Genomic DNA, 12,842 nt, shown 5'->3' on the forward strand with positions numbered 1-12,842 from the left:
TCAGCCTCCCTGGACCGCGGTGAGAACTTCGATCCGGTCGCCGTCGGCGAGCGCCGCGGTGGACCACCGGCTGCGCGGGACGACGGTCTCGTTGACGGCGGCCGCGACGCCCGAGGGTGCCGCGGTGAGCGCGGCGACGAGGGCTTCCAGGGTGGTACCGGCGGCGATCGAGCGGGGATCACCGTTCACGGACACGGAGAGCGCGATGGAGTCGGTCATGCGGGCTGCTCCTGACGTGCGGTGGCGGGGGGCGCGGCGGGCGGCGGTACGACGGCGGGCGCGAACCGCCCGGGGGTGAACGGGCGGGCCACGGCGGGCAGCTCGCCGGTGGTCAGCAGCTCGGCCATGGCGTCACCGGTGACGGGGGTGAGCAGCACCCCGTTGCGGTGGTGGCCGGTGGCGAGATGCAGGCCGGGCAGGGCGGTGGGGCCGAGCAGCGGGGCGTTGTCGGGGGAGGCGGGGCGCAGGCCGGCCCGGGTCTCGGTGAGCGGCAGTTCGGTGATGCCGGGCACCAGCTCATGGGCGTCGCGCAGCAGTTCGTACACCCCGCCCGCTGTGACCGTGGTGTCCCAGCCCATCTCCTCGCTGGTGGCGCCGACCACCAGCTCGCCGTTCTCGCGCGGGACGAGATAGACGTGGCTGCCGCGGACCACGGCCCGCACGGTCCGGGTGAGGAACGGCGCGTACGCGGCGGGCACGGTCAGCCGCAGCACCTGCCCCTTCACCGGCCGGACGGGCGGCACGACCTCGTCCGGCAGCCCCGCGAGCCGCCCGCTGAGGCTGCCCGCGGCGAGCACGATCTGGTCGGCTGCGAGCTCCGTGCCGGTTGCCAGTACGGCCCCGGCGGCCCGGTCCCGTACCACCACCAGGCGTTCCGCCCGGTCGCGGTGGAAGACCACCCCGGTCCGTTCGCAGGCCGTCAGCAGAGCGGCGGCCAGCCGGCGGGGGTCGACCTGGTGGTCGCCGTCGACCCGCAGACCGCCGCGCACACCCGGCGCCAGCATCGGTTCCAGGCGGCGGCACTCGCGGCCGGTGAGCCACTCCGACTGCAGCCCCGAACGGTGCTGGAGCGCGTGCAGTTCCCGCAGATGGGCGCGGTCGTCGGAGTCCAGGGCGACCGCGAGGGTGCCGCAGGCCCGGAAGCCGATGTCCTGGCCGCTCGCCGCCTCCAGCTCGGCCGCGAAGGCCGGGTAGCGCGCGGCGGAGGCGACATTGAGGCCGAGCAGCATCTGTTCGCCGTAGTGGAGTTCGGTGACGGCGGCGAGCATTCCGGCCGCGACCCGGGCGGCACCGCCGCCCGGGTCGGGGTCGACGACCGCGGTGCGCAGGCCGCGCTGCGCCGCCCGCCAGGCGGTCACCAGACCGATGATTCCGCCCCCGATGACGAGGACGTCGGATCCGGGTACGTCGGATCCGTCTGCCGAGGTGTTCCCGGACGATCGCATGGGCGTCCAGCCCCTCCCTTCGCCGGCATGACCCGGATCAGGTTCGTACGGTCGGAGGCCGCCCAGCCTCCCTCTCAGCCCGGTGCGTCCGGGCTCCCGCGAGTGTCTTACGTTGGCCACCCTAAACCCCGTCACCCGGACCCAGTAAGGGAGCAGCCACCGTGGCCCGTTCACTCGACGGACTTGTCCTCTCGCCGGTCGCCGACCAGGCTCCGGGTCAGGTCGGCACCCGGACCCGCTTCACGTACCACGAGGAGAGGGGCACGATCTGGGCCGATTACGCGGGCGGGGACGTGGTCCGGGGTCATCTCGTCGGCACCCGCACCGGCGATCGACTCGACTTCCGGTACGTCCAGTTGAAGCAGGACGGAACGACCTCCTCCGGACACTGCGTCTCCACCGTCGTCGGCCTTGCGGACGGCCGGGTGCGGCTGGAGGAGCGCTGGGAATGGGAGTCGCAAGAGGGCAGCGGGACGAGTGCGGTCGAGGAACTCACGGACCTGACGGTTCGTCAGATGCTTAAGGTGGACAGGTGAGCGAGCAGCAGACAGAGCAGCCGGCCGGGCGGACAGAGCGCCGCGTCGTCATCGTCGGTGCGGGCATGGCCGGCGTGCAGACCGCGGTGGCCCTGAGGGAACAGGGCTTCACCGGCCCGGTCACCCTGATCGGCGCCGAACCCCACCAGCCGTACGACCGGCCTCCGCTGTCCAAGGCGGTGCTGCTCGGCACGGCCGAAGGCTCCGCCTTCGACATCGACTTCGAAGAGCTGGACATCGAGCTGCAACTGGGCCGTGACGTCACCGGCGTACGGGCCGACGCGCACGAACTGGACACCCTGGCGGGCCCCGTCCCGTACGACGTCCTGGTCATCGCCTCCGGCGCCGAACCGGTGGTGCTGCCCGGCTCCGAGGGGGTACCCGGCGTCCATCTGCTGCGTACCCTCGACGACGCCGCACGGCTGCGGCCGGTCCTCGACCAGCAGCACACCGTCGTGGTCGTAGGCGCGGGCTGGATCGGCGCCGAATTCGCCACCGCAGCCCGCGCCGCGGGCTGTGAGGTCACCGTCGTCGAGGCCGCCGACCGACCGCTCGCGGGCGTCCTGCCCGCCGAGGTCGCCGCCCCGATGGCCCGCTGGTACGCGCAGAGCGGCGCCGAGCTCCTCACCGGCGCCCCGGTGGCCCGGATCGAGCCCGGCAGCGTGGTCCTCGCGGACGGCCGCACGGTTGCCGCCGGAGCGGTGGTCGTCGGGATCGGCGCCCGGCCCGCCACCGGCTGGCTGGCCGGCTCCGGCATCGCCCTCGGTCCGGACGGATCGGTGACCGCCGACGCCGAGCTGCGCACCTCGCTGCCCGATGTGTACGCGGTCGGGGACTGCGCGTCCTTCCCCTCCGCGCGGTACGGCACACGGCTCCTCGTCCACCACTGGGACAACGCCCTCCAAGGGCCGCGGACCGCCGCCGCCAACATCATCGGTGCCGGTGCGGACGGGGCGTCGCAGCTCCTGGCCTACGACCCCGTGCCGTACTTCTGGTCCGAGCAGTTCGACCGGTTCGTGCAGTACGCGGGCCATCACGGGGGCGCGGACACCCTGCTCTGGCGCGGTGACCCGGCCGATCCCGCCTGGTCCGTCTGCTGGCTGCGGGACGGCGCGCTGGTCGCCGTCCTCGCCGTCGGCCGGCCGCGCGATCTGGCCCAGGGGCGCAAACTCATCGAGGCGGGGGCACGGCTGGATCCGGTGCGGGCGGCCGACCCCGCCGTACCGCTGAAGTCGGCCAGGGCCGATGCCCTGTAGCGGCGCGCCCGGCGGGGTTCCGGAGCCCTTGCGGGCACTGGGTCGACCCCCGTCCGGTCGGGTCCGGGTACCGACTGTCGGTCCGGGATGGCACGCTTGTCTCCGTGACCGAGATTGACGCAAAGATTGATGCTCTCGTCCCCGCCTGGCTCCACCTTCCCGACATCGCCGAAATGTTCGATGTCGAGGTGACGCGCGTGCGGCAGCTGGTCAAGGAGGGCCAGCTCATCGCCGTACGACGTGGTGAGAACCGGACGCTCCAGGTGCCTGCTGCCTTCATCGACGGCAACAAGGTGGTCAAGGGCCTCTCCGGCACCCTGACGCTCCTGAGGGACGACGGCTACACCGACGAAGAGATGCTGGAGTGGCTCTTCACCCCCGACCCGACCCTGCCGGGTACCCCCGCGCAGGCGCTGAGCGAGAATCGCGGCACGGAGGTGAAGCGCCGCGCCCAGGCGCTCGCCGTCTGACCGGGACAACCGCACGCGGGGTACGGGCACGGTCCGTTCCGAACGGCCCGTGCCCGTACCTCCGCATCACGCCGTACCTCTGTACCAGCCCGACCGTGTCGTACCGCTGTATTCCGTACAGCTGTATCAAGGGGGAACCGCGCCATGCCCACGCCTCGCGAGCTGCTGTCCGACGCCCGGCTCTATCTGTGCACGGATGCCCGCAGGCGCCAGGGTGACCTGCCCGCCTTCCTCGACGCCGTGCTCTCCTCCGGGGTGGACATCGTCCAGCTGCGTGACAAGGGCATGGAGGCGGCCGAGGAACTCGAACACCTGGCGGTCCTCGCCGACGCCTGCCGGCGCCACGGCAAGCTCCTCGCCGTGAACGACCGGGCCGATGTCGCCCATGCCATCGGGTCCGACGTGCTCCACCTCGGCCAGGGAGACCTGCCGGTCCCCGCCGCCCGCGCCATCATCGGCGAGGACGTGGTGATCGGCCGCTCCACGCACGCGGAGCCCGAGGTCGACGCCGCCGTCGCGGAGCCCGGCGTGGACTACTTCTGCACCGGACCCTGCTGGCCCACCCCGACCAAGCCCGGTCGGCACGCCCCCGGCCTCGACCTCGTTCGGTACGCCGCCTCGTTCGCCCAGTCGCGCCCCTGGTTCGCCATCGGCGGGATCGACGCGGGCAACCTCGACGAGGTGCTGGACGCGGGAGCGCGCAGGGTCGTCGTCGTGCGGGCGATCACCGAGGCCGACGATCCGGCGGCGGCCACCGCGGAGCTGGCGAAGCGGATCAGGGCGCGCGCCGACGGCTGACAGGCGCGTCAGGGAAATCACAGAACATCCGGAGAACGCCGGAGGACTGTCCGAAGGGTGGACAAACCACCAGTCAATTCGGGCAATTGCCGCTGGTCCGGTTGGGGCACCGCCGCACCCTGGTTAACCTGCAGTATGGCCCTTGGCACTCCCTCTACCAGGACTGATCACGCACGCACCGTGCGTGAGCTGCTCGCGACCGGCAAGACTTCGTATTCGTTCGAGTTCTGGGCGCCCAAGACCGAGAAGGGCGAGCGGAATCTCTGGAATGCGCTGCGCCGGGTCGAGGCGGTGGGCCCGAGCTTCGTCTCCGTGACGTACGGGGCGGGTGGTTCCACCCGGTCCGGGACGGTCAGAGCCACCCAGCAGATCGCTGCCGATTCCACCCTCACCCCGGTCGCGCACCTCACAGCCGTCAACCACTCCGTCGCCGAGCTGCGCAACATGATCGGGCAGTACGCCGACGCCGGGATCAGGAACATTCTCGCCGTGCGCGGCGACCCGCCGGGCGACCCGATGGGCGAGTGGGTCGAGCACCCGGAGGGCGTGCGGTACGCCGCCGACCTCGTCCGGCTCATCAAGGAATCCGGCGATTTCTGCGTGGGGGTCGCGGCATTTCCCGAGATGCATCCGCGCTCGACCGACTGGGACACCGACATCCGGCATTTCGTGGACAAGTGCCGCGCGGGTGCCGACTATGCGATCACGCAGATGTTCTTCAATCCGGACGATTATTTGCGGATGCGTGACCGCGTGGTTGCTGCGGGTTGCGACACGCCCGTCATCCCCGAGGTCATGCCGCTCACCAGTGTCAAGCAGTTGGAGCGGTTTCCGCAGCTCAGCAACGCGACGCTGCCTTCGTCCCTGAAAGACCGCATCCTCGCCGTCAAGGACGACGCAGCCGCTGTACGCTCCATTGGCATCGAGTTCGCGACGGAGTTCTGCGCGAGGCTGCGCTCCGAGGGTGTGCCCGGACTGCACTTCATTACGCTCAACAACTCGACGGCAACGCTCGAAATCTACGAGAATCTCGGACTGCACAAGCAGTCGTGACCGGCCGTACCCGCCATGATCCCGGGCGGCGGCCGTAGAAATGGGGGCGGGCATGGGCTGGACGGTCCTCTACATCGCGTTCGGCATCGTGGCGCTGTGGCTGCTCGGCGAAGTGCTCCTGCAGTACAAGGCGCGGCTGCGCTGGCGCCTGCTCGCCTTCACCGGCTTCGCCGGCGTGGTCGTCGGCGTGCTGATGCCGTCCGTGCCCGTCATCGCCGTCGGCGCGATCGCGTTCGCCATCGGCCAGACGTACGTCACGCTCTCCTTCCGGCGCGGCTTCTCGACCGGTTGGGCCATAGGGGGCAGCCCGGGCGAGAGCCGTCGCCGCCGAAGCGGCGGTGCCCGGGACACCCGCCGGGAGCCCACGCTCGAAGTGTCGGACCTCGAAGTGGAGTACGACCGGGCGGGCGAGGGCGAGGCGGAGAGCGCCTCACCCGCACCCGCGGCCGCCGTCTACGAGCCGGAACCGCTGCCGGACGACACCGGGCAGTACGGCATCTACACCGATCCCGTCCCGCAGCAGGAGTCCCAGCAGGCTCAGGGGCAGCCCCAGTACGGCGCGTACGACCCGTACACCGACTACTCCACGTACAGCGGCGTGCCCGGCCAGGACAGCTACGCCGGACAGGGCACGTACGCCGACCAGAACGCGTACGCCAGTCAGGACAGTTACGCCGGGCAGGACACTTACGCCAGTCAGGACAGCTACGCCGGGCAGTACGACTACGGCACGGGCCAGCAGCAGTACGCCGCGTACTCCGACCCGTACATCGGCACCACCGGCCCCTCGCAGTACGGCGCGCCCGACACCCACGCGAGCTACGACAGCTACGGCGGCCAGCAGCAGTACGCGGCAGACCCCTACGCCCAGCAGTACACCTCCGAGACCCCGCCGGGCGGCGTCTGGGTACCGCAGCAGCGCGAGGGCGAGCAGTATCCGCCGGAGCAGCAGCCCGTACAGCCCGCCCCGTACCCGAACACCTACGACAGCGGCTACAACGAGCAGCAGTACCGCTACTGACCGACGCCCGGCAGCCGGTCCCGGCCTCTCATGCCTTCGAGGTCATGGGGGAGACCGGCGACGAGGCGGCCCCCGATGGGCCCGGCCCCCGTACCCGCACTCGTGCCCTCCCGATGCCGGCCCCTCACCGGGAGCCGCGGAAGCCGTCCCCCTCCACGATGAGCCCGGCGACGAGCGTCCCCGACATCCCGGCGTGCGCGAGCCCGCCGCCCGGGTGGGACCAGCCGCCCGCGAGGTAGAGACCCGGCAGCCGGGTGCGGTTCCCCGGATGCAGATACGCGCCCCCGGCCCCGGCCAGCGCCGGTGCGGGTACCGAGCCGCCCTCGGCGCCGGTGTCGGCCGCTGTTTGGACGGGCGTCCGCACCTCGGCGTGGAGCAGCCGCTCACGTATGCCGGGGACGGCAGCGCCGGCCGCCTCGATCAAGGTGTCCGCGTACCGCTCGCGCAGCGCCGCGTCCGTCCAGTCCACCGCGCCGTGCGGGGCGACCGTCGCCGTCACCGTCACGGCCTCGTGCGCGTCGTCGGGGCGGGTCGACGGATCGTCCGGGCGGATCACCGTCACCGTGGGCCGCTCGGCGAGCCGGCCACCGAACACCGCCTCTCGTTCCGCCGCGCCGTCCACGCCGTGCACCACGGTCCGGTGCACCGTCCCCGCCGGCCGGGCGCCGCTCAGTGACAGCAGGACCTGGAACCGGCCCGGCACCGTCGCCCGGTCCGCCGACCGCGGCTGAGCCGTCACATCGCCGTCCCGCCAGAGCTCCTGACCCGGCACCAGCCCCGGGCGCGGCCAGGCCCCGAGAACCACGTGATCGACCTCGGCGACCGTCCCCGACGCCAGCTCGACCCCCGCCGCCCGGCCGTCCGTCTCCACCACCCGGGCCACCTCGGCGCCGAACACGAACTCCACCTTCCGCGCCAGGCACCGCTCGTACACCGCCTGCGCCAGCGCCCGCATCCCGCCGACCACGTACCAGCTGCCGAACGTCTCCTCCATGTACGGGAGCAGGGCCGCGCTCGCCGGCGTGCGCAGCGGATCGAGGCCGTACGACAACGCGTATCCGTCGAGCAGCGCGGTCAGCCGGGGGTCCGTCAGCTCCCAGGCGCCGACCTCCGCCACCGTGCCCGCCTGCCGGGCGGCCCGCAGTATCCGGCGCTGCCGGAGCGCCGGATACGGATCGCGGCCCAGCACCTGCCAGTCGGCGCGCAACGGCTCCTCCAGGAGCGGCCGCCGGGACCGGTCCCACGCATCCCGGGCCCGGTCGAGGAACTCGCCCCAGCTGCTGCCCGCACCGGTCCCCAGCGCGCCGTCCAGGGCGGCGACCACCCCGGCCCGCGAGGCGTTCGGCAGCGAGACCGCCGTGCCGTCGGCGAAGAGATGGCGGCTCGCCGGATCGACCTGCGTCATCGTGACGCACCGCTCCAGCGGCTCCTTGCCGGTCTTGACGAACAGATCGCGGTAGACGGCCGGCAGATGCAGCAGCGAGGGACCCGTGTCGAACGCGAAGCCGTCACGGGCATACCGGCCGACCGAGCCGCCGTACGTCCCGGACCGCTCGTACACCGTCACCCGGTGCCCTGCCACGGCCAGCCGGGCAGCCGCCGCCATTGCGCCCATCCCGGCGCCGATCACCGCAATACGTGCCATGTCAGTGACCTTAACGGCCACCGCCGACAAGTCAGCCGGGAGGCCAGTGCGAACCCGTCCCGGCCAGGCGTCTCTCCTCGCGCCGCTGGGCCCTGCGGCGCAGGAACCGGCGGATCCGGGAGGCCAGGAGGACCAGTGTCACGATGCCGAGCACCAGCAGCGTCGCGGCGATGATCGAGGCCGCCAGCGGATGGAATATCGCGAACGTGATGATTCCGGCGACGCCCAGGTCCTCGGCGGTGCTCACCGCGATATTGCTGAACGGCTCGGGCGAGGTGTTCACCGCCATCCTGGTGCCCGCCTTCACCAGATGACTCATCAGCGCGGTGGAACCGCCGACGGCCCCGGCGGCCAGCTCCGGCAGCGAACCGCTCTCACCGGCCAGCAGCGCCGCCACGACGGCCCCGGCGAGCGGCCTGATGACGGTGTGCACCGAGTCCCAGAGCGAGTCCACGTACGGGATCTTGTCCGCCACCGCCTCGCACAGGAACAGCACGCCGGCCACCACGAGGACATCGGTGCGCTGCAGCGATGCGGGCACCTCGTCGCTGATGCCGGTCGCACCGAAGACGCCGAGCAACAGGACCACCGCGTAGGCGTTGATCCCGCTCGCCCAGCCGCTCGTGAAGACCAGGGGGAGTACGGACACGGACGTGATCGTAACCAGGTGGTGCGGCGCTGCGGGTGGGGTCGGGTGCGCAGCTCTGAGTATCCGTACCTAGTGAACGAGATGAGTAGGTACGCGGATGGGCCGCCACCTGCGCAGACGGAAGAGTGGAGACCACGGAAGGGGCGGGGCGCCGGTACCGCCGACACGGGGCGGCGGAACAGGCACGGCACTCCTTTCCGGAACGGGGGTGCACCACGGAGGGCCCGGGGACCACGGGGGTCACGGGGGAAGGCTCTCCGACAGCACGGGAAGCGCCGGTCGGACGAGGCTCGGGGGGATCGAGCCTCGTGGGACCGGCGCTTCTGTGCGTGCGCACGCCCTCGGAGAGGAGTGCGTATCAGCGTCCGCTGACCCGGCCGTGCAGCAGCAGGGACAGCGCCGAGTGCACATCGTCGATGGACCGTTCGGGCTGGAACGCCTGCCAGTCCAGCGCCGCCACCAGCACCATGCCGACCAGTGCGGCCGCCGTCAGCGGGATGTCGATCTCCTGGCTGAGCTCGCCGTTCCCGACGCCCTCCCGGAGCACGTCCTCGACCACGGCGACGGCCTCCTGACGTACCACCAGCAGGGTCGCCTGCCAGGCACGGTTGGTGCGCCACAGCTCCGCGACGTACAGCTGGGTGAACGCCGGATAGCGGTCGATGAAGACCAGACCGGCCCTGATCATCGCGTCCAGGGCCTCGACCCGGGTGCCGCCGCGCTCCTCGGTCTGCTCGGCCGCGGACCGCAGTGACGCGGTCAGCAGTCCGACGCCGTGCCGCAGCAGTTCCTCGAAGAGCTCGGTCTTGCTCTTGAAGTTGTAGTAGACCGTGCCCTTGGCGACCCCGGCGCGCTCGGCGATCTCGTCGACCGTGGTCGCCGAGAAACCCTTCTCCGCGATGAGCGTGACGGCCGCCTCGTAGAGCTTCTGCCGGGTGGCCTGGCGACGCGTGGTGCTACTGCTTTCCATGCGGTCGATTCTCACAGGTCCCGGCGCGCTCACAGGCTCAGCTCCGGATGCAGCCGGTCCAGCGTCCACACCTGCTTGCGGCGTGCGGCGACCGCGGTCAGGGCCAGCGCCCCCGCCGTGAACGCCAGGAGCACCGCACAGCCCTGCCAGACCGGGCCGAGCCCGCCGCCCGTGATCAGCCTGCGCAGCCCCTCGACGATGTAGCTCATCGGCAGATACGGGTGGATCGCACCGAAGAAGCCGGGGCTGGTCTGGACGGGATACGTACCTCCGGCCGAGGTCAGCTGGAGCATCAGCACGGCGAGCACGAGGATCCGTCCCGCTGCGCCGAACCGTGCGTTCAGCCACTGCACGATCGCGCCGAAGCAGCAGGTCACAAGGGCGAGGAAGCCGATCGTTCCGGCGGCGTGGGCCATCTGCAGTCCCAGCCCCCAGTGCAGCACGGACATCAGGGCGGCGACCTGCAGCAGACCGATCGCGGCCACCGGCAGCCAGCCCGCGAAGGCGATCCGCCAGGCGGAGGCCCCGGCGGCGAGCGCCCTCCGGTTGAGCGGCTGGATCAGCATGTACGCCACCATGGCGCCCACCCAGAGGGAGAGCGGGATGAAGTACGGGGCGAACCCGGTGCCGTAGTTGGGAGCCTTGTGCAGCGACTGGGAGGCGAGCTTCACCGGGTCGGCCATCACATCGGTGCGCCGGTCGCGGTCCTGCTTGTCGTAGTCGGGGATCTTGCCGACCCCGTCGTTCAGCCCCTGGGCGAGCGTCGCCGAACCGTCGCCGAGCCGGATCAGCCCGCCGTCCAGGCTGGTCGCCCCCTTCTTCAACTCGCCGACGCCGGTGTTCAGATCGACGGATCCGGTCCTCGCGGTGGCCAGGCCGGTGTGCAGCTCGTCCGCACCCTTGGCGACCTTGTGGGCTCCGGTGTTGAGCGCGTTCACCTTCGCGACGGCGGACTTCAGGTCCTCGTCGAGGTGCGGGGAGCGTTCGGCGAGGGCGTCGGCCTGCTTCTGCAGGGTCGCCAGCTGTCCGCGCAGCTTCTTGAGATCCCCGTTCTGGTCCTTGACCAGTACGTTCACATCGTCGGCGACCTTCGCGACATCGGCCGCGGCGGTCGTGGCCCGCTTCAGCGGGGGACAGACGGTGGGGTCGGGGAGCAGCTGCCCGGTGCAGCGGGTGCGGTAGACGTCGGCCAGATCGGCGGAGGCCTCGTGGGCGGCGGTCGCCGCGGTCGGCGCCGCCTTCACCAGCAGGTCGAGGTTGTCCCGTACGGTCTGCGAGGAATCGGCGACCAGCCGGGCGGTGTCGCCGATCGTCCTGCCGTTGTCCTTCAGGAACGGGCGGACGTCGGCCGCCACCCCGTTGACCTTGTCGGCGAGCAGCTGGGTGCCGTCGGCGACCTGCTGGGACCCGGTTTCGAGGTCGCCGGCGCCCTTGTTCAGTTTGGCGATTCCGCTCTCCAGCCGGCCGCTGCCGGACTTGGCGTCCTTGAGCCCGTCCGCGAGATCCTTCGAGCCCTTCTTCGCCTTGCCGATCCCGCCCTTGAGGTCGTCGGCGCCCTGCGCGGCCTTCGCCGTCGCGTCGTGGAGGTCGGAGAACGAGATGAAGATCCGGTCGAGGAAGCCGCGCGAGGCATTGACCGAGGCGGCGGTGCGGACCTCGGAGAACACCGTCCGGGAGATCTGCCCGACGATGTAGTTGTTGGCGTCGTTCGTCCGCACCTGCAGCGCACCGGTCTCGGGGGAGTCACCCGAACTGGACGCGATCCGCTTGCTGAAGTCCGCCGGCATGGTCAGCGAGAGGTAGTACGTGCCGTCCTCGACGCCCCGGTCGGCCTGGGCGGAGCTCACCTCGTGCCACTCGAAGATCTTGGAGTCGAGCAGCTCGCCGGTGATCTCGTCCCCGGCCTCGATGCGCTTTCCGGCGGCGGTGGCGCCCTTGTCGTTGTCGACCAGGGCGACAGGGATCTTGTCGAGGCGGCTGTACGGGTCCCAGAAGGACCACAGGTACAGGGCGCCGTAGAGCAGGGGCAGGAGCAGGAGCGCGACGAGTGCGGCGCGGGGCAGCCTGCCCCTGCCGAAACGCTTCAGCTCAAGCGCGGCCAGTTTCGGCGAACGCATCGGCCGTCCCCTCATCAGTGGTCTTCTCGGTAGTCGTCGCCTCGGGGGCCTCTGCGGGCTCGGAGGCGTCCGTGGCGTCTGCCTCTGTGACGTCCGCGGTGTCTGAGACGCTCGTGGCGGCCGTGTTGTCCGTGCGGACGGTGATGGCGCCCCCGGGCGCCTGGCTGCAGACGGCGAGCACGGTCGTTCCGCTGTCGGCGACGGAACGCAGCAGCTCCCAGGCCTCGGCGCGCTCGGCATCGGAGAGTTTGAGATCGGTGTCGTCCACGGCGAGCAGCCGCGGCCGGCCGATCAGTGCGAGGGCGACGGACAGCCGCAGCGCCTCCAGCCGCTCCAGATCGCGTACGGAGGTCCGCTCGGCCTTGGGCAGGGTTGCCGGGTCGAGTCCGGCGGCGGCCAGTGCCGTGTCGATCCGGTCGCGGGCTGCGGCTGTGCGCTCGGCGCGGGGGCGGAGCAGGGTGCGCAGCGAACCGTCGAAGCGGCGCTGCAGCAGGGCGCGCTCGCGCAGGTGCTCGGCGACCGTGAAGGCCGGGTCGAGTTCGCTGACCTCCGGCACCGGGCCGAGCGCGCTGATCCTGCGTGCGGCGGCCATCTGGCGCGGCAGGCGCAGACCGCCCACCTCGGCGCGGCCCTCGGAGGGGCGCATCCGGCCCGTCAGGGCGAGCAGCAGGCAGGTGCGGCCGGAGCCGGACGGGCCCTCGACGGCGACCAGGGCGCCGGGTGGGGCGTCGAGCCGTACGCCCCGGAAGGCCCAGCCGCGCGGTCCCTTGAGCCCGAAGTCCTCGGCGGTGACAGCTGCCCCGTGCGGGCTGTCCACAGACCCTCCCCTTTTAAACTGACTGGTCAGTACAAAAAGATAGCTCGAACTCGCGAACTAGGCAA

General features: G+C 71.5%; 13 protein-coding genes and 1 riboswitch. Of the genes, 6 read left to right on the forward strand and 7 right to left on the reverse strand.

The genetic code is table 11. The features are described 5' to 3' along the window. Together thiS and thiO are read right to left on the reverse strand one after the other, a co-directional pair. Complete coding sequence (gene thiS / locus OHA88_RS32580; protein WP_328628126.1) at nucleotides 1-219, reverse strand: sulfur carrier protein ThiS; 219 nt, start codon at nucleotides 217-219, stop codon at nucleotides 1-3. Beyond that, nucleotides 216-1,445 (reverse strand): glycine oxidase ThiO, encoded by a 1,230-nt coding sequence (thiO, locus tag OHA88_RS32585; RefSeq protein ID WP_267005599.1) that lies wholly within the window; start codon nucleotides 1,443-1,445, stop codon nucleotides 216-218. The genes thiS and thiO overlap by 4 nt, the downstream gene beginning before the upstream one ends. Then, nucleotides 1,443-1,555, reverse strand: a riboswitch (TPP riboswitch). (Overlaps the previous gene by 3 nt.) Nucleotides 1,556-1,606: 51 nt before the next feature. Here thiO and OHA88_RS32590 point away from each other — a divergent pair. The 6 genes from OHA88_RS32590 (at nucleotide 1,607) to OHA88_RS32615 (ending at nucleotide 6,579) form a co-directional block, all read left to right on the forward strand. Next, the gene (locus OHA88_RS32590) at nucleotides 1,607-1,981 is read left to right on the forward strand and encodes a hypothetical protein (protein ID WP_328628127.1); all 375 of its coding nucleotides are present in this window, start codon (nucleotides 1,607-1,609) and stop codon (nucleotides 1,979-1,981) included. A 65-nt stretch (nucleotides 1,982-2,046) separates the two neighbouring features. Beyond that, the gene (locus OHA88_RS32595; RefSeq protein WP_443044386.1) at nucleotides 2,047-3,237 is read left to right on the forward strand and encodes an NAD(P)/FAD-dependent oxidoreductase; all 1,191 of its coding nucleotides are present in this window, start codon (nucleotides 2,047-2,049) and stop codon (nucleotides 3,235-3,237) included. Nucleotides 3,238-3,341: 104 nt separating this feature from the next. Then, a complete protein-coding gene (locus OHA88_RS32600) occupies nucleotides 3,342-3,707 on the forward strand; it encodes an Rv2175c family DNA-binding protein (RefSeq protein WP_267005602.1) in 366 nt (121 codons plus the stop codon). A gap of 144 nt (nucleotides 3,708-3,851) precedes the next feature. Then, entirely contained in the window at nucleotides 3,852-4,505 is a 654-nt protein-coding gene (gene thiE, locus OHA88_RS32605) for a thiamine phosphate synthase (RefSeq protein ID WP_328628129.1), read from the forward strand. A 135-nt stretch (nucleotides 4,506-4,640) separates the two neighbouring features. After that, nucleotides 4,641-5,558, forward strand: a complete 918-nt coding sequence (gene metF, locus OHA88_RS32610; RefSeq protein ID WP_328629850.1) for a methylenetetrahydrofolate reductase [NAD(P)H] — start codon at nucleotides 4,641-4,643, stop codon at nucleotides 5,556-5,558. Between the two features lie 52 nt (nucleotides 5,559-5,610). Beyond that, nucleotides 5,611-6,579, forward strand: a complete 969-nt coding sequence (locus tag OHA88_RS32615) for a hypothetical protein (RefSeq protein ID WP_328628130.1) — start codon at nucleotides 5,611-5,613, stop codon at nucleotides 6,577-6,579. Between the two features lie 124 nt (nucleotides 6,580-6,703). Here the strand turns inward: OHA88_RS32615 and OHA88_RS32620 are convergent, their stop codons facing one another. From OHA88_RS32620 to OHA88_RS32640, 5 genes are all read right to left on the reverse strand, one after another. Beyond that, nucleotides 6,704-8,224, reverse strand: coding sequence for a phytoene desaturase family protein (locus OHA88_RS32620; protein ID WP_328628131.1), 1,521 nt, complete (start codon nucleotides 8,222-8,224; stop codon nucleotides 6,704-6,706). Between the two features lie 31 nt (nucleotides 8,225-8,255). Continuing rightward, complete coding sequence (locus tag OHA88_RS32625) at nucleotides 8,256-8,873, reverse strand: DUF4126 domain-containing protein (protein WP_328628132.1); 618 nt, start codon at nucleotides 8,871-8,873, stop codon at nucleotides 8,256-8,258. Nucleotides 8,874-9,231: 358 nt separating this feature from the next. Beyond that, nucleotides 9,232-9,843 (reverse strand): TetR/AcrR family transcriptional regulator, encoded by a 612-nt coding sequence (locus OHA88_RS32630; protein WP_030972924.1) that lies wholly within the window; start codon nucleotides 9,841-9,843, stop codon nucleotides 9,232-9,234. Nucleotides 9,844-9,872: 29 nt separating this feature from the next. Then, nucleotides 9,873-11,960, reverse strand: a complete 2,088-nt coding sequence (locus OHA88_RS32635; RefSeq protein WP_328628133.1) for a YhgE/Pip domain-containing protein — start codon at nucleotides 11,958-11,960, stop codon at nucleotides 9,873-9,875. Beyond that, entirely contained in the window at nucleotides 11,932-12,777 is an 846-nt protein-coding gene (locus tag OHA88_RS32640) for an ATP-binding cassette domain-containing protein (RefSeq protein ID WP_328628134.1), read from the reverse strand. The genes OHA88_RS32635 and OHA88_RS32640 overlap by 29 nt, the downstream gene beginning before the upstream one ends. Between the last annotated feature and the right edge of the window lie 65 nt (nucleotides 12,778-12,842).

It is taken from the genome of Streptomyces sp. NBC_00353 (assembly GCF_036108815.1).
In the GTDB taxonomy this organism is placed as follows: domain Bacteria; phylum Actinomycetota; class Actinomycetes; order Streptomycetales; family Streptomycetaceae; genus Streptomyces.